This is a genomic window from Microbacterium sp. AK009 (genome assembly GCF_013410955.1).
Taxonomy (GTDB): domain Bacteria; phylum Actinomycetota; class Actinomycetes; order Actinomycetales; family Microbacteriaceae; genus Microbacterium.
This window is the reverse complement of sequence record NZ_JACCCG010000001.1, coordinates 760,044-780,985: the sequence shown is the minus strand read 5'-3', so window position 1 is coordinate 780,985 and position 20,942 is coordinate 760,044. Positions and strand designations below refer to the sequence as shown.

21 protein-coding genes are annotated in these 20,942 nt (G+C 71.3%); 10 read left to right on the top strand and 11 right to left on the bottom strand.

Annotated features, from left to right (window positions below; genetic code table 11):
• Window positions 1-77 precede the first annotated feature (77 nt).
• The 7 genes from HDC37_RS03655 to HDC37_RS03625 are packed head-to-tail and all read left to right on the top strand — an operon-like array spanning window position 78 to window position 6,433.
• Window positions 78-1,586, top strand: coding sequence for an ABC transporter substrate-binding protein (locus tag HDC37_RS03655; protein WP_179558992.1), 1,509 nt, complete (start codon window positions 78-80; stop codon window positions 1,584-1,586).
• A complete protein-coding gene (locus HDC37_RS03650; protein ID WP_179558991.1) occupies window positions 1,583-2,533 on the top strand; it encodes an ABC transporter permease in 951 nt (316 codons plus the stop codon). The genes HDC37_RS03655 and HDC37_RS03650 overlap by 4 nt, the downstream gene beginning before the upstream one ends.
• On the top strand, window positions 2,530-3,408 hold the full coding sequence (locus HDC37_RS03645; RefSeq protein WP_179558990.1) for an ABC transporter permease: 879 nt from the start codon (window positions 2,530-2,532) through the stop codon (window positions 3,406-3,408). Before HDC37_RS03650 ends, HDC37_RS03645 begins: the two co-directional genes overlap by 4 nt.
• Complete coding sequence (locus HDC37_RS03640; protein WP_179558989.1) at window positions 3,405-4,196, top strand: ABC transporter ATP-binding protein; 792 nt, start codon at window positions 3,405-3,407, stop codon at window positions 4,194-4,196. Before HDC37_RS03645 ends, HDC37_RS03640 begins: the two co-directional genes overlap by 4 nt.
• Entirely contained in the window at window positions 4,193-5,017 is an 825-nt protein-coding gene (locus HDC37_RS03635) for an ABC transporter ATP-binding protein (protein WP_257021242.1), read from the top strand. The genes HDC37_RS03640 and HDC37_RS03635 overlap by 4 nt, the downstream gene beginning before the upstream one ends.
• Window positions 5,018-5,027: 10 nt before the next feature.
• A complete protein-coding gene (locus HDC37_RS03630; RefSeq protein ID WP_179558988.1) occupies window positions 5,028-6,080 on the top strand; it encodes a M4 family metallopeptidase in 1,053 nt (350 codons plus the stop codon).
• Between the two features lie 32 nt (window positions 6,081-6,112).
• Window positions 6,113-6,433 carry a protealysin inhibitor emfourin gene (locus HDC37_RS03625; protein ID WP_179558987.1) on the top strand — a complete coding sequence of 107 codons (321 nt, stop codon included), beginning with the start codon at window positions 6,113-6,115 and terminating at the stop codon, window positions 6,431-6,433.
• Here HDC37_RS03625 and HDC37_RS03620 read toward each other — a convergent pair whose 3' ends face one another.
• From HDC37_RS03620 to HDC37_RS03610, 3 genes are read right to left on the bottom strand one after another with little or no spacing between them, the layout of a single operon-like run.
• Entirely contained in the window at window positions 6,434-7,048 is a 615-nt protein-coding gene (locus HDC37_RS03620; protein ID WP_179558986.1) for a GNAT family N-acetyltransferase, read from the bottom strand.
• Between the two features lie 9 nt (window positions 7,049-7,057).
• Window positions 7,058-7,756 carry a uracil-DNA glycosylase gene (locus HDC37_RS03615; protein WP_179559119.1) on the bottom strand — a complete coding sequence of 233 codons (699 nt, stop codon included), beginning with the start codon at window positions 7,754-7,756 and terminating at the stop codon, window positions 7,058-7,060.
• Window positions 7,756-8,577, bottom strand: a complete 822-nt coding sequence (locus HDC37_RS03610; RefSeq protein ID WP_179558985.1) for an SDR family oxidoreductase — start codon at window positions 8,575-8,577, stop codon at window positions 7,756-7,758. Before HDC37_RS03610 ends, HDC37_RS03615 begins: the two co-directional genes overlap by 1 nt.
• Window positions 8,578-8,736: 159 nt before the next feature.
• On the opposite strand from HDC37_RS03610, the gene HDC37_RS03605 reads away from it, so the two are divergent.
• On the top strand, window positions 8,737-10,059 hold the full coding sequence (locus HDC37_RS03605; RefSeq protein ID WP_179558984.1) for a bifunctional o-acetylhomoserine/o-acetylserine sulfhydrylase: 1,323 nt from the start codon (window positions 8,737-8,739) through the stop codon (window positions 10,057-10,059).
• A 223-nt stretch (window positions 10,060-10,282) separates the two neighbouring features.
• On the opposite strand, the gene HDC37_RS03600 is transcribed toward HDC37_RS03605, so the two are convergent.
• Together HDC37_RS03600 and HDC37_RS03595 are read right to left on the bottom strand one after the other, a co-directional pair.
• Complete coding sequence (locus HDC37_RS03600; protein WP_179558983.1) at window positions 10,283-10,981, bottom strand: SDR family NAD(P)-dependent oxidoreductase; 699 nt, start codon at window positions 10,979-10,981, stop codon at window positions 10,283-10,285.
• Window positions 10,982-10,999: 18 nt separating this feature from the next.
• Complete coding sequence (locus tag HDC37_RS03595) at window positions 11,000-12,196, bottom strand: GAF domain-containing sensor histidine kinase (RefSeq protein ID WP_179558982.1); 1,197 nt, start codon at window positions 12,194-12,196, stop codon at window positions 11,000-11,002.
• 78 nt (window positions 12,197-12,274) lie between these two features.
• Here HDC37_RS03595 and HDC37_RS03590 point away from each other — a divergent pair, with 78 nt between their 5' ends.
• Window positions 12,275-13,480 carry a homoserine O-acetyltransferase gene (locus HDC37_RS03590; RefSeq protein WP_179558981.1) on the top strand — a complete coding sequence of 402 codons (1,206 nt, stop codon included), beginning with the start codon at window positions 12,275-12,277 and terminating at the stop codon, window positions 13,478-13,480.
• Here the strand turns inward: HDC37_RS03590 and HDC37_RS03585 are convergent.
• The 6 genes from HDC37_RS03585 to HDC37_RS03560 form a co-directional block, all read right to left on the bottom strand.
• Window positions 13,477-14,271, bottom strand: coding sequence for an NUDIX domain-containing protein (locus tag HDC37_RS03585; RefSeq protein WP_308472069.1), 795 nt, complete (start codon window positions 14,269-14,271; stop codon window positions 13,477-13,479). The genes HDC37_RS03590 and HDC37_RS03585 overlap by 4 nt on opposite strands.
• Window positions 14,268-14,594, bottom strand: coding sequence for a thiamine-binding protein (locus HDC37_RS03580; protein ID WP_179558980.1), 327 nt, complete (start codon window positions 14,592-14,594; stop codon window positions 14,268-14,270). The genes HDC37_RS03585 and HDC37_RS03580 overlap by 4 nt, the downstream gene beginning before the upstream one ends.
• A gap of 21 nt (window positions 14,595-14,615) precedes the next feature.
• Entirely contained in the window at window positions 14,616-15,836 is a 1,221-nt protein-coding gene (locus HDC37_RS03575; protein ID WP_179558979.1) for a glycosyltransferase 87 family protein, read from the bottom strand.
• A 61-nt stretch (window positions 15,837-15,897) separates the two neighbouring features.
• Entirely contained in the window at window positions 15,898-16,797 is a 900-nt protein-coding gene (locus tag HDC37_RS03570; RefSeq protein WP_179558978.1) for an ADP/ATP-dependent (S)-NAD(P)H-hydrate dehydratase, read from the bottom strand.
• A 40-nt stretch (window positions 16,798-16,837) separates the two neighbouring features.
• On the bottom strand, window positions 16,838-17,887 hold the full coding sequence (locus HDC37_RS03565; protein WP_179558977.1) for a hemolysin family protein: 1,050 nt from the start codon (window positions 17,885-17,887) through the stop codon (window positions 16,838-16,840).
• The gene (locus tag HDC37_RS03560; protein WP_179558976.1) at window positions 17,884-19,209 is read right to left on the bottom strand and encodes a hemolysin family protein; all 1,326 of its coding nucleotides are present in this window, start codon (window positions 19,207-19,209) and stop codon (window positions 17,884-17,886) included. The genes HDC37_RS03565 and HDC37_RS03560 overlap by 4 nt, the downstream gene beginning before the upstream one ends.
• 234 nt (window positions 19,210-19,443) lie before the next feature.
• On the opposite strand from HDC37_RS03560, the gene HDC37_RS03555 reads away from it, so the two are divergent.
• Window positions 19,444-20,940, top strand: coding sequence for an aldehyde dehydrogenase family protein (locus HDC37_RS03555; RefSeq protein WP_179558975.1), 1,497 nt, complete (start codon window positions 19,444-19,446; stop codon window positions 20,938-20,940).
• Window positions 20,941-20,942 lie beyond the last annotated feature (2 nt).

Sequence of the window (20,942 nt, the reverse complement as noted above, 5' to 3'; positions counted from 1 at the left end):
CTGTATCCGCACCACGGCTCGCTCGGACGAGCCGGCTGGCATCTCCCTCCCCCGGATGCCGTCCCGAAAGGAATCACATGCTTCGCCGCACGGCCTTCGCCGCCACCGCACTCTTCGCCGCGTCCGCCCTCGTGCTCGCCGGCTGCACCTCCTCCGCCGAACCGGGTCCGACGGGCGCGACGGGCGAGCCGAACCCCGACGCCTCGGTCGCGGTGCGCCTCGTGCTTGAGCCCGGGAACCTCGACATCCGCCAGACCACCGGGGCGGCCCTCGACCAGGTCCTCATCGACAACGTCTACCAGGGCCTGGTCTCACGGACCACCGACCAGGAGATCGTCCCGGCACTCGCGAGCGACTGGGAGGTCTCGGATGACGGGCTCACCTACACGTTCACCCTGGAAGAGGGGGTCACCTTCCACGACGGTCAGGAACTCACCCCGCAGGATGTCGTGTGGTCGCTGCAGACCCGGAAGGACACCCCCGAGTGGGCCGAGTCCTCGCGCCTGGCGAACGTGACCTCGATCGCCGCCGACGGGCAGACCGTCACCCTCACCCTCGCCGAACCCGACTCGAGTCTGCTGTGGAACCTCACCGGCCGCGCCGGGATCATCCTGAAGGAGGGCGACACGGTCGACTACCAGACCGCGGCCAACGGCACGGGGCCCTTCATGCTGGACGAGTGGCAGCAGGGGGCGAGCATCACGCTCACCCGCAACGACGCCTACTGGGGTGACGCCGCCGGCGTCGGCGAAGTGGTGTTCCAGTACATCGCCGAAGACCAGGCCGCGGTGAACGCCGCCGCCGCGGGCGAGGTGGATGTGCTCACCGGATTCGACCCGAACCTCGCCGAGCAGATCGAGCAGAACGGCGACTGGACCGTGGTGCTCGGCACCGCCACCGACAAGAGCGTGCTGGCGATGAACAGCACCGCCGCGCCCCTCGACGACCAGCGGGTGCGCCAGGCGATCCGTCAGGCGATCGACCACGACGCCATCGTCGAGGCGGTCGGCGCCGGGCAGACCCTCTACGGCCCGATCCCCGAACCCGACCCCGGCTACGAGGATCTCAGCGACACCGCACCGTACGACCCCGAAGCGGCGCGCGCGCTGCTGGAGGAGGCGGGGGTGGAAGACCTCGAGCTGACCCTCACGATCCCGTCGTTCTACGGCACGACGATTCCGCAGATCCTGGTGTCCAACCTCAACGAGGTCGGCATCACCCTCGAGGTCGACGCGGTGGACTTCGGCGTCTGGGTCAACGACGTCTACACCAACAAGGACTACGAGCTCAGCTACGTCAACCACGCCGAGCCCCGCGACTTCGAGAACTGGGCGAACCCGGACTACTACTTCACCTACGACAACCCCGAGGTGCAGGACCTCTACGAGCAGTCGCTGCGCGCGACGGACGAGGAAGAGGCCGACGCCCTCCTCGCCGAGGCCGCCCGCGTCGTCGCCGAGGATTCCGCGGCCGACTGGCTCTACAACTGGGCCGGGGTCAGCGCCGTCGCCACCGGCATCGACGGCATGCCCGCCGACAACGTCAACGCCCGCCTCAACCTCGCAGAGCTGACCAAGAGCGAGTGATCCGGTACGCGCTGACCCGGGGAGCCCTGCTGCTGCTGGGGCTGTTCGTGGCCAGCGCGCTGATCTTCCTCACCCTCCGGGTGCTCCCCGGCGACGTCGCGCAGCAGATCGCCGGCACGAACAGCACCCCCGAGCAGGTCGCCGCCATCCGCGAGAATCTCGGGCTGAACGCGCCGCTGTGGGCGCAGTACACCGACTGGATCGGCGGCGTCTTCCGCGGCGATCTCGGCACGTCTCTCTACACGGGCCTGACGGTGACCGCCGAGCTCGCCGAGAAGGCGCGCGTGACGGTCCCCCTCGGCATCCTCTCCCTCGTCTTCGCCCTCGCCCTCAGCATCCCGCTCGGGGTCTTCTCAGCCCTCCGCCGCGGGCGGGCCGACGGCACCGCGCTGAGCGTCGGGGCGCAGGCCCTCGCCGCGGTCCCCGTGGTGTGGGCCGGCATGATGCTCGTCGTCGTCTTCGCGGTGTGGCTCGGGTGGCTCCCCGCCCAGGGCTTCCCCCGGGGCGGCTGGAGCCAGCCGCTCGACGCGTTCCGGGCCCTCATCCTTCCCGCGCTCACCATCGGCATCATCGAGGGTGCGATGCTCCTGCGCTTCGTCCGCAGCGCCACCCTCCAGGCGATCGGCCAGGACTACGTCCGCACGGCCGCGGCGAAGGGGCTGACCCGCAACACCGCCCTCATCCGGCACGGCCTCCCCAACGTCGGTCTGTCGGTGATCTCGGTGCTGGGGCTCCAGGTCGCCGGCATCGTCGTGGGCGCCGTGATCATCGAGCAGCTGTTCAGTCTTCCCGGGATCGGACGGATGCTGGTGGCCGACGTCGATAGAAGAGATCTCCCCATGGTGCAGGGCGAGCTGCTGATCCTGACCGGGTTCGTGCTGCTCGTGGGCTTCCTCGTCGATATCGTCCACCGCCTCCTGGACCCCCGGCAGCGGGAGGCCGCATGAGGGCGCTCCACCGGCTGTGGCGGCTGTCGACCGGCCGATTCGGCCTCATCGTCGTCGCCGTGATCCTCCTCACCGCGGTGCTCTCGCTCGTGTGGACGCCCTTCGACCCGCAGCAGGTCGACATCCCGAACCGATGGGCACCGCCCGGCTGGCCGCACGTGCTCGGCACCGACGGCACGGGTCGTGACATCCTGAGCCTCCTCATCGCCGGCTCGCGCACGACCGTGATCGTCGCCGTCGGCGCAGGCCTCGTCGCCACCGTCATCGGTCTCGCCCTCGCCGCGCTCGGCGCCCTCACCCGCCGGTGGATGCGCGAAGCGGTCGCGGTGACCGTCGACATCCTCATCGCCTTCCCGGTCCTGCTCATCGCGATGATGATCTCGGCGGTCTGGGGCGGGTCGCTCTGGGTGGTGATCTGGGCTGTCGGCATCGGGTTCGGCGTGAACATCGCGCGCGTCACCCGGCCCGAGCTGCGGCGCGTGCTGCAGAGCGACTTCGTGCTCGCCGGCCGGGCCTCGGGTCTCACCCCGGCGCAGAACCTCGTCCGCCACCTGCTGCCGAACGTCGCACCGGTGTTCATCGTGCAGCTGTCGTGGGGCATGGCCGTCGCCGTCCTCGCCGAGGCGGGGCTGTCGTATCTGGGCTTCGGTGCGCCCCCCACCGAGCCGTCGTGGGGGCTGCTCCTCGCCCAGTTGCAGCAGTACCTCACCGTGTACCCGCTCTCGGTGCTGTGGCCGGGGCTCGCGATCACCTTCACGGTGCTCGGGCTGAACCTGCTGGGGGACGGCATCCGCGACGCCACCGATCCGACCCTCTCGCGTCGCGGGGGTTCGGCCCGACGCGCGCGGAGCCACGTGCCGGAGGTCGTCGCATGAGCCTGTCGGTGAAAGACCTCGTCGTCGAGATCGACGGCCGGCGCGTCGTGGACGGCATCTCGTTCGATGTTCCCGACGGCGCGCGGGTGGGTCTCATCGGCGAGTCGGGGTCGGGCAAGTCGCTGACCGCGCTGGCGATCCTCGGGCTCCTCCCCGACGGCGCGACCGCGTCGGGAAGTGTGCAGTGGAACGGCCGCGAGCTCATCGACCTCCCTGATCGCGAACTGGCCGCACTCCGCGGCGACGAGATCGGCATCGTCTTCCAGGAGCCGCGCACGGCGCTGAACCCCATCCGGACGGTCGGCCGGCAGATCGCCGAGTCGGTGCGCATCCACGAGGGCGTGAGCCGGAGGGATGCCGCGGCCCGCGCCGTCGCCGAGGCGGCGCGCGTCGCCCTTCCCGACCCCGAGGGGATCGTCAGGCGCTACCCGCACCAGCTCTCCGGAGGGCAGCGCCAGCGGGTCGCGGTCGCGATGGCCCTCGCCTGCCGGCCGCGCCTGCTCATCGCCGACGAGCCGACCACCGCGTTGGACGTCACGATCCAGGCCGAGATCCTCGAGCTCTTGCGCGCTCTCGTCTCCGACGACGGGATGTCGCTGATCTTCATCACCCACGACCTCGCGGTCCTGTCGCAGGTCGCGACCGACGCCGTGGTCCTCGAGGACGGGCGGATCGTGGAGACCGGCCCGGTCGCCACGCTCCTGCGGAGCCCCTCCTCCCCCGTCACGCGGGGACTCCTGCGCGACGCCACCGCCACGCTGTGGCGCCCCGAGGGGAGGACGCGTTGAGCGACGTCCTCGTGAGCGCGCGGCGCCTCACCCGCCGGCACGCCCTGCCGAAGACCACGCTGTTCGAACGGCGCACCTACACGACCGCCCTCGAGGACGCCGACGTCGACGTCACCGCCGGGAGTGCCCTGGGCATCATCGGCGAGTCGGGGTCGGGGAAGTCCACTCTCGTGCGCCTCCTCCTCGGGCTCGATGCACCCACCTCGGGCACCGTCGAGGTCGACGGGCGCGCCGTCGAAGCGACCGCGTCCGCGCGCTCGCTGCACTGGCTCCGGCGCCTGACCGGTGTGGTGTTCCAAGACCCGTACGCCTCGCTCGATCCGCGGATGAGCGTGGGGCGCATCGTCGGCGAACCGCTGTGGGCGCTCGGGATCGAGGGCGACCGGCGGGCGCGGGTGCGCGAGGTCCTGGAACAGGTGGGACTGGAGGCCGGGATGACCGAGCGGTTCCCGCACGAGTTCTCCGGCGGCCAGCGCCAGCGGATCGCTCTGGCCCGTGCCCTCGTGCACCGCCCGCGCCTGCTCGTCGGCGACGAGCCGCTCTCCGCCCTGGACGTCACCGTGCGTGCGCAGATCCTCGCGCTCCTGGCGGATCTCCGGCGCGCGGACGATCTCACGCTCGTGATGGTCTCCCACGACATCGGCGTCGTGCAGAGCATCTGCGACGAGGTGCTGGTGATGAAGGACGGCCGCATCGTCGAGGAGGGACCCACCGAGAAGGTGCTCCAGCAACCGCAGGTGGCCTACACGCGGCGCCTTCTGGCGTCGGTGCCCACGATCGATCCCCACGCCGGTCGCCCGGACGTCGGAGGGGGCCGTTAGCGTGGTCGCCATGCGCGCGATCATCCCTCCGTATCTCCTGGCCCGGATCGCCTCGGTGCGCGAGCCGACCTTCGCCCACGCGGCGGCCGCGGCGCGCGCCACCCTGCAGGCCACCCCGCCGTACCGCATCACCCGGAGCAGGCTCCGCCTGTCGATCGGCGACGACGGCACGATCACCGCGGACACCGCACCCGCGCCCGATCGCACCATCTCCGACGCCGAGCGGCGCGAGGTGCTCCCCGGTCGCCGCGTGCGGGGCGAGGACGACCCCGCCACCGGCGACGCCGCCGTCGATGAGGCCTTCGCCGGGCTCGGGGTCACCTTCGACGCGTTCTGGGACGCCTTCGCCCGCAACGGCATCGACGACGCCGGCGGGCCTCTGCTGGCGACCGTGCACTTCGGACGCGACTACGACAACGCGTTCTGGAACGGCGAGCGGATGGTCTTCGGCGATGGCGACGGCGAGGTGTTCACCGGTTTCACCGGTTCGCTGACCGTCATCGCGCATGAGCTCGCCCACGGCGTCATCGAGGCCGCGGGCGGCCTGGAGTACCAGGACCAATCCGGCGCGCTGAACGAGTCGGTCGCCGACGTCTTCGGTGTGCTGGTCGAACAGCACCACCTCGGTCAGACCGCCGATGAGGCGAGCTGGCTGGTCGGCGAGGGGATCTTCACCCCTGCGGTGCAGGGACGCGCGCTGCGGTCGCTGGCGGCGCCCGGCACCGCGTACGACGACGACATCCTCGGCCGCGACCCGCAACCGGGCCACATGGTCGACTACGTGGTGACCGCCGACGACAACGGCGGCGTGCACATCAACTCCGGGATCCCCAACCGGGCGTTCCATCTCTTCGCCACGGCGCTCGGCGGGTACGCCTGGGAGCACGCGGGGCGGGTGTGGTACCTGACCCTGACCTCGGGTGCCCTCTCCCCCACCGCGAACTTCTCCGAGTTCGCCTCCGCGACCGTCGCCGTCACGGAGTCGGAGTACGGTGGAGCATCCGAAGAAGCAGCGGCCGTGCGGGCCGCCTGGGCGGGCGTCGGCGTCGACCTCGCCGGGTGACCGTCGCGGCCCCGAGAGCACCGTGGACGGGGATGGTCGAGCACACAGACGAGAGCGGTCGCGACGACGCGGTCGTGGTGATCCTGGTGGAACGCACTGGCGGTGTCACCGGAATCCCCCGTCGATGGCGCGCCGAGGTCGAGGGCGATGACGCATCATCCTGGATCGCCCTGATCGATGCGTGCCCCTGGGACGGGGATCGTCGTCCGACGCGGGGCGCCGACCGGTTCCGCTGGCGCGTGCACGCCATCGCGCACGGCGCCGATCGCGAAGCCGAGTTCGGCGACGCGGAGCTGGAGGGTGCGTGGCAGACCCTCGTGGAGCGCGTGCGCGAGCACGGTCGCTCCGGCTGATCACCGGCCGAAGAGCGTGCGCCGTTTCTTCACGGGCTTCAGCGACTTCTGCAGGTACACCGTTCCGAGCCACCGGCCGAACTTGAAGCCGACCCGGCCCATGCGGCCGACCTCCTCGAATCCCAGCTTCTCGTGCAGGGCGATCGACGCTTCGGCGCCCTTGTCGCTGATGACGGCCACCATCTCGCGGATCCCCGCCTGTTCGCACGCCGTGATGAGGGCCTCCAGGAGCGCCCGACCGAGGCCCTTCCCGGTCGCGGCCTGTCCGAGGTAGATGGAGTTCTCCACGGAATAGCGGTAGGCGGACTTGCTCGACATCGGCTGCACGTAGGCGTAGCCGAGCACCTGGCCGGAAGGCGACTCGGCGACGAGGAACGGCAGTCCGAGCTTGTTCAGGTGCGCGACCTTCTCACGCCACTGCGCGACGGTCCATTTCTTCTCGTCGAAGGTCACCACCGAGTTGGTGACGTAGTAGTTGTAGATCTCACGGATGTCGGGGATGTCGCCGTCGACGACCGGGCGGATCTCGAACGAGAACGGGCGCTCCGGCTCGGGTCTGCGGCGGAGATGACGGGGGAGCCGGCGCCTTGCCGTCTCGTACTCCTCCTCCAGCATGGCGACAGCCTACGCGGCGGCCGGAAGGCGCCAGTCCACCGGTTCCGCACCCTGGGCTGCGAGCATCTCGTTCGCGCGTGAGAACGGCCGCGACCCGAAGAATCCTCGGCTGGCCGAGAGCGGCGACGGATGCGCCGAGGAGATGACGGCGGTGTCGCCCAGGAGCGGGCGGAGGGTTGCGGCATCCCTCCCCCAGAGGATCGACACGAGCGGTCGATCACGTGCGGCGAGGACGCGGATGGCGTGATCGGTGACGCCTTCCCAGCCCCAGCCGCGGTGGGAGCCGGGCTCCCCGGGACGGACGGTGAGCACGCGGTTCAGCAGCATGACGCCCTGGCCGCTCCACGCCGACAGATCGCCGTGGGCGACGGGGTCGATGCCGAGGTCGTCGCTCAGTTCGCGATAGATGTTCCCAAGGCTCCGCGGCAGCGGCCGCACACGCGGATCGACGGCGAAGGAGAGGCCGATCGGATGACCCGGCGTGGGGTACGGATCCTGTCCGACGATGAGCACCTTCACCTCATCGAGCGGGCGGGAGAAGGCGCGCAGCACGCGGTCACCCGCGGGGAGGTAGTGCCCACCCGCTGCGGTCTCGGCGCGCAGGCGCTCGCCGAGGGCGGCGATGTCGGGGGCGACGGGGGCGAGGGCGGCCGCCCACCCGGCATCCAGAAGACCTGCGGTGGCCAGTTCGTCGAGCGAACGAGCCATCATCCGGCGCTGCGCACGTGCAGCGGCCCGCGGGCCAGGAGGTGCTGCGCCGACTGCGCGACCGGTCGCATCGTGACGAGGTCGAGGTTGACGTGCCCGGGCGCCGACAGGGCGTAGCCGATGACGTCGGCGACGTCGTCGCCGGTGAGCGGCGCCTGGACGTCCTCGTACACGCGGTCGGCCGCGGCGCGGTCACCGCCGAGGCGGTTGAGCGTGAACTCCTCGGTCTGCACCATTCCCGGCGCGATCTCGATGACCCGCAGCGGCTCGCCGTTGAGCTCGAGGCGCAGCGCGTGCGCGATCATCGACTGCCCGGCCTTCGCCGCGTTGTAGCCGGCACCGCCGGCGTAGGCGATCTGCGCGGCGGTCGAGGTGACGAAGACAACGTCGGCGTGCGACTCCCGATCGGCCGCCGTGCGGCGCAGCAGCGGCAGCAGGGCGGCGGTGAGGCGCTGCGTGGCGAGCACGTTGACCTCGAACATCCACTGCCAGTCGTCCGGGTCGCCGTCCTCGACGCGGTCGGTGCCGCGAGCTCCCCCGGCGACGTTGACGAGGGCATCGACCGGTCCGGTCTCCGCCAGCCACTCGGCGAGCGCCTCGACATCGGCTCCGGCGGTGAGGTCGGCGGCGAACGCGACCACGCCGATCTCGTGCTTCAGCGCCGCGAGCCGCTCCGCCCGCCGCGCCACGGCGACGACGTCCCAGCCGAGCGCGCGGAGCTTCCGCGCCGTCGCCTCGCCGATTCCCGAGCTGGCCCCTGTCACCACCGCACGCCGGGCGGTCGGTCGATCTGCAGCATCCGTCGTCGAGGCATCGGTCATACTCCTCACGCTACAAGCAGCACCCGGCGCCGGACGCACGGCCCGCGCGCGCCCGCATTACGTCACATTTCCCCGGCGTTGTCGACAAGGGGGCCCTTCCGTACCCTCGAAGAGGTCGCGGAACCCGCCGCGACACCCATCGACCGGTAGGAGCCGCCCATGTCCGCCCCCGAGAACTGGCGTTTCGAGACCAAGCAGATCCACTCGGGCGCACAGCCCGATCCGGTGACGAAGGCCCGCGCGACGCCCATCTACCAGACCACGTCCTACGTGTTCGACAACACCGACCACGCGGCCAACCTGTTCGCCCTTGCGGAGTTCGGCAACATCTACACCCGCATCCAGAACCCCACGCAGGATGTCGTCGAGCAGCGCATCGCGGCGCTCGAGGGCGGCACCGGCGCACTGCTGGTCTCCAGCGGCCAGGCCGCCGAGACCTTCGCGATCCTCAACCTCGCCCAGGCGGGCGACCACTTCGTCTCGTCGAGCTCGATCTACGGCGGCACGTACAACCTGTTCAAGTACACCCTGGCCAAGCTCGGCATCGAGGTCACCTTCGTCGAGAACCAGGATGACGCCGAGGAGTGGCGTCGGGCGGTGCGGCCGAACACGAAGGCGTTCTTCGCCGAGACGATCGGCAACCCCAAGATCAACGTCCTCGACATCCGCACCGTCGCCGACGTGGCGCACGAGGCCGGTGTGCCGCTGATCGTCGACAACACCATCGCCACCCCGTACCTGATCCGCCCGTTCGAGCACGGCGCCGACATCGTGCTGCACTCGGCGACGAAGTTCCTCGGCGGTCACGGCACCGTCATCGGCGGCGTCATCGTCGACGGCGGGTCGTTCGAGTGGTCGAAGAACGTCGACCGCTTCCCGGGGTTCACCGAGCCCGACCCCTCGTACCACGGCGCGAGCTACACCGCGGCGGTGGGCGACGGCCTGGCCTACATCATCAAGGCGCGGGTGCAGCTGCTGCGCGACCTCGGCGCGTCCATCTCCCCCAACAGCGCCTGGCTGCTGCTGCAGGGCATCGAGACGCTGTCGCTGCGCATCGAGCGGCACGTGCAGAACGCCCAGGAGATCGCGGAGTGGTTGGAGAACCAGTCCGACGTGGCCTCGGTGAACTACTCGGGCCTTCCCACCTCGCCGTGGTACGCCGCAGCCAACCGCTACGCGCCGAAGGGTGTGGGCGCCGTGCTGTCGTTCGAGCTGAAGGGCGGCGTGGACGCCGGTCGCGAGTTCGTGAACTCGCTGACTCTGTTCAGCCACCTGGCCAACATCGGCGATGTCCGCTCGCTCGTCATCCACCCCGCATCCACCACGCACTCGCAGCTGACCCCGGAGCAGCAGCTGACGGCGGGGGTCACCCCGGGTCTCGTGCGTCTGTCGGTGGGGATCGAGAACGTCGACGACCTCACGGCCGACCTGGAGCAGGCCCTCGCAGCCGCGCGCCGCGTGTCGGAGGCCGCCCGCGCCTGACCCGCTCCACGTCGACGCCCCGCGAGCAGCTGGACCGCTCGCGGGGCGTTGCTTGCGTGCGGGTGACGCTCGCCCCGCTCTTCTCCGCCACGAGGAGATCCGCGCTCACGCGGACCAATTCGCCCCTTTTCGCCCTCACGAGCGCGAAAAGCCGCGTGGGCGCGTGAACGCGGGGGGCGCGGGCGCGCCGGCGTGAGAGCGCGCGCGGCGCGCGCGCCCCGCGTCAGACCTTCATGCGCGGGCGCACTCGTGCCAGGCCCCCGTCGACGGCGAGCACCTGACCGGTGACCCAGTCGTTCGCGGGGTCCAGCAGGAAGGCCACCGCCCGTGCGACGTCGTCGGGCTTGCCCAGGCGCCCGAGGGCGTGCATCGCCTCCGACACCTTCCGCGCCCCCTCGGTCTCGGTCAGCGATGCAGTCAGCGACGTCTCGGTGAGCCCCGGCGCGACGGCGTTGACACGGAGATTCCGCGACGCGTAGGTCGCAGCCGCAGACAGCGCGAGCCCGATCACCCCCGATTTCGCGGCGGCAATGGCCTCGTGATTGGCGGTTCCGTGCAGAGCCGCTGCGGATGACACGAGCACGACCGATCCGCCCCGCTTCAGGTGCTTGCCGGCACCCCGCACGGTCGCGAATGCGGTTGTGAGCGACGCGGCGATCACGTCGTCGTACTCTTCGGCGGTCGTCAGATGCGCGGGCTTGAGCAGCAGCGACCCGGCGAAGCAGGCGACGCCGTCGAGTTCTCCCGCCGCAGCGAAGACCTCATCGACGGCGGCGAAGTCGGTGGCGTCCACGACGTGGTCGGGAGTGATGGTGCCCTCGCCGCGCGCCGTCGTGACGACCTCGTGCCCGCTGTGTCGGAGCAGTTCTGCGGTGGCCTGACCGATGTCGCTGGATGCGGCGATGAGAAGGAAGCGCGCCATGCTCCCATCATCGTGCGCTCAGACCGCGGCGGGCTCGAAACGGCGAGATCCGGGCAGAGTCACCCACACGCGGGCCCCGCCGAGCGGGGAATCGCTGATGCCGATCCGCCCGCCGTGCGCTTCGGCGATGCGACGGCAGGTGGCCAGCCCGATCCCGAGGCCCGGTGCGAGCGCGTTGTGGCCCCGCTCCATCAGCCCGAAGACGCGTTCACGTTCGTCTTCGGGGATGCCCGGACCGTCGTCGTCGACGATCAGCCGGATGCCCGATGACGACCTCTCCACGTGGACATCGATGTGCGGCCTGCGACCTGCGGCGGCGGCGAACTTCACCGCGTTGGCGACGAGGTTCTCCACCAGGACGCGGAGCATGGTGCGGTCTCCCTCGATCTCGGTCGAGGCCGTGACATCGATGCGGGCACCGCTCTCGCTGAGGGCTGCGTGCAGATCCTCCTGGATCTCGTCGAGGAGATCCCCGACATCGACACTCACCGTGGTGGGCGGCACGCCGCCCACGCGGGCGAACGCGAGGAGATCGTCCAACATCACGGACATGCGGTGGGCCGCTGCCTCCGCCCTCTCGATCGCGCGGGCCGCGACGGGTGCGTCGGCGAGCTCCGGACTGTCGACGGCGAGTTCGAGGAAGCCGCTGATCGCGGTGAGGGGGTTGCGCAGGTCGTGGCTCACCTGGCGGGCGAAACCCTCCAGCGCGTCGTTGGATCGTCTGAGCTCACGCGCGAGTCTGCGCAGCTCCAACACGTCGACCACCTGATGGGCGAGGACGTCGAGCGCGCGGCCCTGTTCCTCGGTGAGCAGGCCGGGGGTGTCGTCGAAGACGCACAGCGTCCCGATCGGGACTCCTCTCGGCGTCACGAGCGGGCTCGAGGCGTAGAACCTGATGCGGGCGATGTCACCGGTGACGAACGGATTCGCCGCGAACCGCTCGTCGCGACGCGCGTCGCTGACGACGACCCGCTCGGCACCCGCGAAGACGACGGCGCACATCGAGTCCTCTCGGGCGCAGACGGAGGGAGAGATCCCCACCGTGGCGATCTGATGCTGGTGCCGATCGTCGATGATGTTGATCACCGCGGTCGGCACGCCCGAGATCGTCGCGGCCAGCTGCACCAGACCCTCGAGGTCGGGCTCAGGGGGTTCCCCGACGACGCCGTACTGCGCGATGATCTCGCGGCGCGTCGTGTCGTGTGCTGTGTTCACGTCCGTCCCCCCGGCCCCACCATAGCCCGGGTCGTAACAGAGCGCTGGCCGGCGCGACCAGCGGCGAGAATGGCAGGCATGGACTGGCAGACCTCCGAAGACACGGTGCCGAGCGCACCCGTGACCGAGGCCGACGCCCGTCTGCTCCTCGGCCGCCCGCCCGTGACCGGAGCCTGGCGCGACGGCGACCCCGCGGGAGCACGCCAGTTCGCCGCGTTCGGCGCGTTCCGCACCGAGGGCGGGCGCGAACTCCCCGGCATCCGCATCGCGTTCGAGACCTGGGGTGAGCTCAACCCGGCGCGCGACAACGCGGTGCTGGTCCTCCACGCCCTCACCGGCGACAGCCACGTCACCGGCGAGGCGGGGCCCGGGCACCCCACCGACGGCTGGTGGGACGACATCGTCGGCCCGGGCAGGCCGATCGACACCGACCGCTGGTTCGTCGTCGCGCCGAACATGCTGGGCGGATGCCAGGGCTCGACGGGACCCGCGAGCATCGCGCCCGACGGCTACGAGTGGGCCTCCCGCTTCCCCTACCTCACCGTCCGCGATCAGGTCGCCGCCCAGGTGCGGCTCGCCGACGCACTGGGGATCGACGCCTGGGGTGCGGTGGTCGGCGGCTCGATGGGAGGGATGCACGCGCTGGAGTGGGCCGTCTCGCACCCGGAACGGGTGGAACGGATGGCAGTGTTGTCGGCCCCGCCGGTGACGACGGCCGACCAGGTGGCGCTGAACTCGGTGCAGCTCGAGGCGATCCGGATCGATCCCCGCTTCCAGAGCGGCGAGTACTACGACGCCGGCGACGGCGACGGTCCGCATCGGGGGCTCGCGCTCGCGCGACGGATGGCCCTGCTGAACTACCGCTCGCCGACAGAGCTGAACCAGCGCTTCCAGCGGTCGTGGCAGTCGGGGGTGAGCCCGCTCGGCCACGGCGGGCGCTTCGCCGTGGAGAGCTACCTGGACTTCCACGGCAACAAGTTCACCCGTCGCTTCGACGCCAACAGCTACCTGACCCTCGTCGAGGCGATGAACTCGCACGACATCGGCCGCGACCGCGGCGGGGTCGAAAGCGCCCTGGGGCGGGTGACGGCCCGCGCCCTCGTGCTCGGGATCGACAGCGACCGCCTCTTCCCCGTCGACGGCCAGCACCGCATCGCGCGCGGACTCCGCCACAACATCGACGGCGACCGCGCTGTCGAGCTCGTCAGCGACTTCGGCCACGACGGCTTCCTCATCGAGACCTCGCCGGTGGGACTCCACCTCGGGCGACTGCTCGCGACCTAGCTGCGCAGGTACCGCCACGGGAGACGTCCGATCTCCAGCCGGTGACGGGCGATGCCAGGACCGGGCGCGTCGAACTCCGCGTCCTCTGCCCAGAGAAGGATCGGACCGTCGGGTCCCGTCCGAGCCACCGTGTCGAAGCGCCGCACCCGGGCCATCCGGGTTCTCCGCAGCGTTTCGTCGACGCTCGTCGCGTCGACCAGGTCGTGAAGGGTCACCCAGGTGGGCGGATACAGCACGAGGTCCCCCCGCCCGTGCGCGGCAAGTGCCGCGCCGGGCGCAAGCCACTGCGCGCGCACGACCTCTCCGTCGGCGAGGGCGAGGCCGTCCGTTTCGGCGGCCAGGTCACCGCGCAGACCCGCGACGAAGAACCAGGTGCGGATCCGAAGCGCAAGGCCCGGAGGCGGATCCCACCGCGAGAGCGTGGTCAGGGCCTCGCCGTCGAGCACGAGGCCCACCTCCTCGCGCGTCTCCCGCGCGGCCGCGCGCCGCGCCGCGGCTTCCTCACCGGCCGCTCCCGCACCCTCGGCATCACCGGGCTCGACCTTGCCGCCGGGGAACACCCACGCCCCGGCGAAGGACCCCCGGCCGGGGCGCTCCAGCATGAGCACCTCCGGTCCGCGGGCCGTATCGCGCAGCAGGACCGCGGTGCCTGCGACGGGAACGTCGGGATCGTTGCCGTCTCGCTCCACGCGCGGGCGCGACTGCCCGGACGCGTCGGCGAGCACCCGGGCCAGCCGATCGGCCGCGGACGCAGACGCCGCCCCCGGCTCGTCGGGCACCGACGCGGTCACGCCTCGACGTCGGGGCGGGATTCGTCGCCGATCGCGCGCTCGAGGCGCTCGATCTTGGCGTCGATCTCGCCCGTCCGCCCCGGCCGGATGTCGGCCTTGAGCACGAGTGAGACCCGCGAGCCGAAGGGCAGGACCGCCTCGGTCGCTCGCCGGACGACGTCCATCACCTCATCCCACTCCCCCTCCACCTCGGTGAACATCGACGTGGTGCGGTGCGGCAGCCCGGAGCTGCGCACCACACGGACGGCGGCTCCGACGGCATCGTGAACGGAGCCGTCGGAGCGGCCGGTGCCGCTCGGAGCAACGGAGAAGGCGACGAGCATGGGGTCCTCTCGGGTGGCGGATCAGGTCAGGGTGTCGACGACGACGGGTGCCGGCGAGCGCCGGGGCGTTCGGACGAGCAGCGCGACACTCCACACCAGGAGCGCCACGAGGAGGATGTTGCGGAGCGTGAGCGCGCCCACGGCGATCGGGTCCCCGCCGAGCACGCGGTCGTACCAGAGCGGGTAGACCAGCTGGGTGAGGGCGGCTGCGACGAGCGCCAGGCAGGCCGGCGACCACCAGCGGTCACGGTCGAGAACCAGCCCGACGACCAGCGGCGCGATGATCCAGGTGAGGTACTGGGGCGAACCGACCTTGTTGGTCACGATGAACACCAGCACGAGGCCGAGCGCAAGAGCGGGGAAGACCCGCAGGAACGGGATGCCGCGGCGTATGCGTACCGCTCCGATCACCGTCAGCAGAGCCATCGCCGCCACCATCACGGCGGTCATCGCATCGCTCACCGCCGCGGCCCCGGGGCCGCTCACCTGCCAGGTGAGGAGGTCGTCGTCGTAGGACACGCGCGAGTCTGCGAAGCCCGCGACGGCGCGCCACAGCCAGAACGCGCTGACCGGGGCCTCGACCTGCAGGCCGCGCTCGGTCTGGTCGAAGACGAAGCCGAACACGTGCGCGACGCCGCCGACGGCGACGACGACCCCCATCACGATCGTCGACAGCGCCGCGGCGGCGCCGACGATCGCGAGTCGGCGGCGCACCGCGATCACGGCGGCGAGGAGGAGCGCCGCGGGCCACACCTTGATCCAGGTCGCCGCGGCGAGGAGGAGCGCCGCAAGCCAGGGGCGGGTCAGCAGCCAGAGGCAGCCCGCGACGGCGAGGGGCACGGTGATCGCGTCCAGGCGGTACATCCCCACCGGACCCAGCGCCAGGATGAACACCAGCCAGAACCACGCCGCGACCGTCCGGCCCTGCGACCGGCCCCGCCCGACGAGGAGCGCGAAGGCCACGGCATCCGCGAGGGTGACGACGACCGCCCACGCGACGATGTAGGAGCCGAACAGCGGCGCGAGCACATGGGTGAGGAGGAGGGGAAGAAGTGCCAGGGCGGGGTAGACCCAGGTTTCGGTGATCCCGACGACCCCTGCGCCGGCCGCCGCGCGGCTCGCCCACGGCTCGTAGACCATGTACACATCGCCCATCGGCTGATTGGGTTGGAGGAAGCCGAGCACCGCCACCGCGACATGCACCAGCACGAACGCGACCCAGAGCACCGCCCGCTTCGACACGCGCCCATCCTAGGACGCGGTGCCCGCACCGCCCTGTCTGCCCGAAGGCGCTGCGCCGGACTCAGTCGGCGAGCACGTCGGCGACGACGGCGGGGAGGGCCCCGGCCACATCCAGCGCCGTGACGGGTCCGCCACCGCGCCCTGCGCCGCCCGCAGCCCGCTCGGCGGCCCGCGCGCCCGCGCGCTGATGCAGCCACACCGCGGCGGCGGCGCGCCGGGCCCACGGCACGAGACCGGCCTCTCCCCCGCCATCCCCGGCGTTCGTCCCCCGCTCCTCGCGGGCCGCCGCACCGGCCATGACCGCGCCGAGGACGCCCGCGAGCACGTCTCCGGTGCCGGCGGTCGCCAGCCACGAGGTGCCGTCCTGTGCGATCACGGCGTGCCATCCCCCCGGCTCAGCGACGACCGTCCGCGCACCCTTCAGCACCACCACCGCGCCGGTGCGGCGGGCGGTCTCGGAGGCTCCATCGACGCGCCGATCGCCGGCGTCGGGGCCGAGGGGGGGCAGCCCGACAGCCTCCCGCAACCTGTCGTGCTCCCGATCGTGCGGCGTGAGGATCCGCACCCCGCCCTCGCGCGCTCCGTCGGCGACGAGGTCGAGGGCACCGGCGTCGACGACGACCGGTTCAGGACGGGAGAGGATGTCGCGAAGCGCCGACCCCTCGCCGCGCGGCCTGGTTGCGGCATCCGTTCCCGACCCGATCACCCAGGCCTGCACCCGCCCGCTCGAGGTGACCGTCTCGGGTCGGCGGTGCAGGACGAGCGCGGTGGGCCGGTCGGGACCGAGGTATCGGACCATGCCGACACCGGTCCGCCACGCCGCTTCGACGCCCAGCACCGCGGCGCCGGGGTACTGCTCCGAGCCGGTGCGGATGCCGATGACGCCTCGGCGGTACTTGTCGTCGGTGCCGGTGGGGGCGTGCAGCTCTGCCGCGGTGGCGGACAGGTCCCAGGTGCTCATCCCGTCACCCTACTCAGGGGTCCGGATCCTCGCCTCGGCCTCAGCGACGGCGCCGCGTCGCGTCCTGCACCTCTCCGACGAGCTCTTCGATGACGTCCTCGAGGAAGAGCACCGCGGTGGTCGTCCCGCCCTGGTCGCGCACCTGGGCGAGGTGGCGACCGTCGCGCCGCATGAGCGCGAGGGCGTCCTCGAGGTCGGTGGTCTCCTGCACCGGCACCATGTGGTGGATGCGCTTGGGCGGGATGGGGGTGTTCACCGCGGCATCCGGCCCCTCGGCCACGCGGAGGATGTCCTTCAGATGCACGTAGCCCACCGGGGCGCCGTCGGCGCCGACGATGACGTACCGCGAGAAGCCGTGCCGGGCCACGGCACGCTCGATGTCGCCGGGCGTGGTGGTCTCGGGGAGGGTCACGAGGTCGGCCAGGGGCACGGCGATGTCCTTCGCCTGCTTGTCGGTGAACTCCATCACCGCCGCGACCGTCCCGGCCGAGTCGTCCAGTACACCCTCGATGCGCGACTGGTTGACGATCGTGGCGACCTCCTCGAGCGTGAACGTCGAGGCGGCCTCGTTCTTCGGCTCCACCCGGAACAGCCGCACGATGTGGTTGGCGATCCAGTTGAGCGTGAAGATCACCGGGTGGAAGACCTTGGACACCCACACCAGCGGGGCGGCGAGCATCAGCACCGCGCGGTCGGGCACCGAGAAGGCGAGGTTCTTCGGCACCATCTCGCCGAAGACGACGTGGAGGTACGACACCAGCACGAGCGCGATGGCGAAGGCGATCGCGTCGACGAGTCCCTCGGGGAGGCCCGTGAGGGCCAGCGGCTCTTCGAGGAGGTGGTGGATGGCGGGTTCGGAGACGTTCAGGATCAACAGCGAGCAGATCGTGATGCCCAGCTGCGAGGTCGCGAGCATCAGGGTCGCGTGCTCCATGGCGTACAACGCGGTGCGAGCGGCGCGCACGCCCCTCTCTGCCAGCGGCTCGATCTGCGAGCGCCGCGCCGAGATCACGGCGAACTCGGCGCCGACGAAGAAGGCGTTGCCGAGGAGCAGCACGACCAGCCAGGCGAGTCCCGCCCAATCGCTCATCGATCCTCACCCCCCGCCGGGGTGTGGGCGGCGACGACCGCCGGGGTGAAGCGCACCCGGTCGACGCGGCGGCCGTCCATCCGCTGCACCTCCAGGTCGCCGTCCTCGATGCTCACCGTGTCGCCGACGGCGGGGATGCGCTCGAGGACGCTCATGATGAATCCACCCACGGTGTCGTACACGTCTCCCTCGGGGATGCGGATGCCGGTGCGGTCGCGCACCTCGTCGGGGCGCAGCTCGCCGGGGAAGCTCACGTAGCCGCTTCCGCGCACGATGCCGGCGCGGCGGCGGTCGTGCTCGTCGAGCACCTCGCCGACGATCTCCTCCACGAGGTCTTCGAGGGTGACCACGCCCGCCGTGCCGCCGTACTCGTCGACGACGACGGCCATCTGATATCCGCGGGCCCGCAGCTCCGAAACCAGGGCGTCGAGGTGCACCGCCTCGGGCACCCGCAGGACCTCGCTCGCCAGCGCCGCGGCCGGCACGTCGGCACGCCGCTCCCGCGGCACGCCGATCGCGGCCTTCAGGTGCACGATGCCGGTGATGTCGTCCATCGACTCCCCCGTCACGGGGAAGCGCGAATGACCCGTCCGACGCGCGAGCTGGATGACGTCGTCCGCGCTGTCCGACGACGACAGGGCATGGATGCTGGGGCGCGGCGTCATCACGTCGGCCGCGGTGAGCCGGGCGAAGTTCAAGCTCCGGTCCAGGAGGCTGGCGGTGTCCTTCTCCAGGACGCCGGCGCTCGCCGAACGTCGGACGAGGCTGGAGAGCTCCTCGGCCGTGCGCGCTCCCGACAGCTCCTCCTTCGGCTCGACGCCGAGGGCTCGCAGCACCGCGTTGGCGCTGCCGTTGAGAAGCCGGATGGCGGGACGGAAGACCGTGGTGAACGCCGCCTGGAAGGGCATCACGAGCTTGGCGGTCTGGCGGGGGACGGCCAGCGCGAAGTTCTTCGGGACGAGCTCGCCGATGATCATCGAGAACACCGTGGCGATGGAGACCCCGATGATCGACGACAACGCCACGACCACGCCCTCCGGCCATCCCCAGCCGACCAGGACCGGCCGCAGCAGGTTGGAGATCGCGGGCTCCATCGTGTACCCGGTCAGCAGCGTCGTCAGGGTGATGCCCAGCTGGGCGCTCGAGAGGTGCGTGGAGGTGATGCGCAGCGCGCTGATGGTCAGCGACAGCCGCGACTCCCCCGCCTCCTGGCGGGCCTCGAGGTCGGCACGGTCGAGATTCACCAGCGCGAACTCGCTCGCGACGAACAGGCCGGTGCCGACGGTCAGCAGGAGCCCCACGCCCAACATGACGTAATCCATCACGCGTCACCCCCGATCAGCGTGGGGGCGGGGCGGTGGGGCCAGGGTCTACAACTGGGAGGGTCGTCCATCTCGCCGAGAAGTCTACGGCAGGACGTGGTCGATCGTCCCGGGGAGGGATGTGCCGATGAGTGGGATTCCCGCTCCCCGGGCGGCCCCGATCGTCGTACGCTTCCCCACACGCATTCATGCGCATCCATCCGCTGGACGCGCGCACCTGACGAAGGAACAACGATGTCGACCGTCACCGACTCTCTCACCACCACCTCGCCCCTCATCGACCCCGACGTCTTCGCCGGGCTCATCCACATCGACGGAGCCTGGGTGCCCGGCGACGGAGGTCGGATCGCCTCCGTCGAACCCGCGACCGGCGACACGCTCGCGATGGTCGGAATGGCCGGGCCCGCCGATGTCGCGAAAGCGGCCGAGGGAGCCGCGCGCGCCCAGCGGGAGTGGGCGGCCACCCCGCACCCGGTGCGCGCCGGCGTTCTGCGCAAGGCGGCGCAGCTGTGGGAGCAGCATGCCGAGGAGATCATGGGCTGGAACGTCCGCGAGGTCGGCGCCATCCCGCCCCTCGCCGGCTTCGCCCTGCACGTCACGGCCGCCGAGTGCTACGAGGCCGCAGCGCTCCCCTCGGCTCCCCTCGGTTCGATCCTCGCCAGCGAGGAGCCTCGGCTGTCTCTGGCTCAGCAGGTCCCCGTCGGCGTGGTGGGGGTCATCTCGCCCTTCAACGTTCCGCTGATCCTCGGCATCCGCGCCGTCGCCCCGGCGCTCGCCCTCGGCAACGCCGTGCTGCTCAAGCCCGACCCCCGCACCGTCATCACTGGCGGGGTCAGCATGGTGCGCATCTTCGAGGAGGCGGGTCTGCCCAAGGGCCTGCTGCAGCTCGTGCCCGGTGGCGCCGATGTCGGCGAGGCGATGGTCGCCGACCCGCGCGTGCGGGTCGTGGCGTTCACCGGCTCCACCCGCGCAGGGCGTGCGGTGGGCGAGCTCGCCGGGCGCCACCTCACCCGGGCGCACCTCGAGCTCGGCGGCAACTCCGCGTTCGTCATCCGCCACGACGCCGACGTCGACGAAGCGGTCAATCTGGCCACGTGGGGGTCCTTCCTCCACCAGGGTCAGATCTGCATGACCGTGGGCCGCCACATCGTGCACGAGTCGCTCTTCGACGCCTACGTGGAAAAGCTCGCCGCCAAGGCCGAGTCGATGGTCGTCGGCGATCCGGCCGCGGGGCAGGTGCACCTCGGGCCCCTCATCGACGAGGTCCAGCGCGACCGCGTGCACACCCTCGTGCAGGACGCCGTCGCCCAGGGTGCACGCCTTGCGGCGGGTGGCACGTACGAGGACCTCTTCTACCGCCCGACGGTGCTCGCGAACCCGCCGAAAGACGCCGCCGCCTACTGCGACGAGGTCTTCGGCCCGGTCGCGTCGGTGGTGTCGTTCGCGACCGATGAGGAGGCGGTGGCCCTGGCTTCCGACACCGAGTACGGCCTGTCGCTCGGTATCGTCACCGCCGATGCGATGGCGGGCTGGGAGATGGCGCGGCGCATCCCGTCGGGGATCGTGCACGTGAATGATCAGACCGTCAATGACGAGGCCAACGCCCCGTTCGGCGGCATCGGCGCCTCGGGCACCGGGTCGCGTCACGGCGGTGCGCAGGCGAACATCGACGCGTTCACCGAGACCCGCTGGATCACGATGCGGCGGGAGCCGGGACAGTACCCGCTGTGAGC

Coding starts and splice junctions, on each gene's coding strand:
- HDC37_RS03610 (WP_179558985.1), bottom strand. CDS start 8,577: ATGACCGATGCCTCGACGACGGATGCTGCAGATCGACCGACCGCCCGG.
- HDC37_RS03630 (WP_179558988.1), top strand. CDS start 5,028: ATGCGCGCGATCATCCCTCCGTATCTCCTGGCCCGGATCGCCTCGGTG.
- HDC37_RS03620 (WP_179558986.1), bottom strand. CDS start 7,048: ATGCTGGAGGAGGAGTACGAGACGGCAAGGCGCCGGCTCCCCCGTCAT.
- HDC37_RS03640 (WP_179558989.1), top strand. CDS start 3,405: ATGAGCCTGTCGGTGAAAGACCTCGTCGTCGAGATCGACGGCCGGCGC.
- HDC37_RS03655 (WP_179558992.1), top strand. CDS start 78: ATGCTTCGCCGCACGGCCTTCGCCGCCACCGCACTCTTCGCCGCGTCC.
- HDC37_RS03560 (WP_179558976.1), bottom strand. CDS start 19,209: ATGGATTACGTCATGTTGGGCGTGGGGCTCCTGCTGACCGTCGGCACC.
- HDC37_RS03565 (WP_179558977.1), bottom strand. CDS start 17,887: ATGAGCGATTGGGCGGGACTCGCCTGGCTGGTCGTGCTGCTCCTCGGC.
- HDC37_RS03625 (WP_179558987.1), top strand. CDS start 6,113: ATGGTCGAGCACACAGACGAGAGCGGTCGCGACGACGCGGTCGTGGTG.
- HDC37_RS03600 (WP_179558983.1), bottom strand. CDS start 10,981: ATGGCGCGCTTCCTTCTCATCGCCGCATCCAGCGACATCGGTCAGGCC.
- HDC37_RS03580 (WP_179558980.1), bottom strand. CDS start 14,594: ATGCTCGTCGCCTTCTCCGTTGCTCCGAGCGGCACCGGCCGCTCCGAC.
- HDC37_RS03555 (WP_179558975.1), top strand. CDS start 19,444: ATGTCGACCGTCACCGACTCTCTCACCACCACCTCGCCCCTCATCGAC.
- HDC37_RS03605 (WP_179558984.1), top strand. CDS start 8,737: ATGTCCGCCCCCGAGAACTGGCGTTTCGAGACCAAGCAGATCCACTCG.
- HDC37_RS03615 (WP_179559119.1), bottom strand. CDS start 7,756: ATGGCTCGTTCGCTCGACGAACTGGCCACCGCAGGTCTTCTGGATGCC.
- HDC37_RS03590 (WP_179558981.1), top strand. CDS start 12,275: ATGGACTGGCAGACCTCCGAAGACACGGTGCCGAGCGCACCCGTGACC.
- HDC37_RS03645 (WP_179558990.1), top strand. CDS start 2,530: ATGAGGGCGCTCCACCGGCTGTGGCGGCTGTCGACCGGCCGATTCGGC.
- HDC37_RS03570 (WP_179558978.1), bottom strand. CDS start 16,797: ATGAGCACCTGGGACCTGTCCGCCACCGCGGCAGAGCTGCACGCCCCC.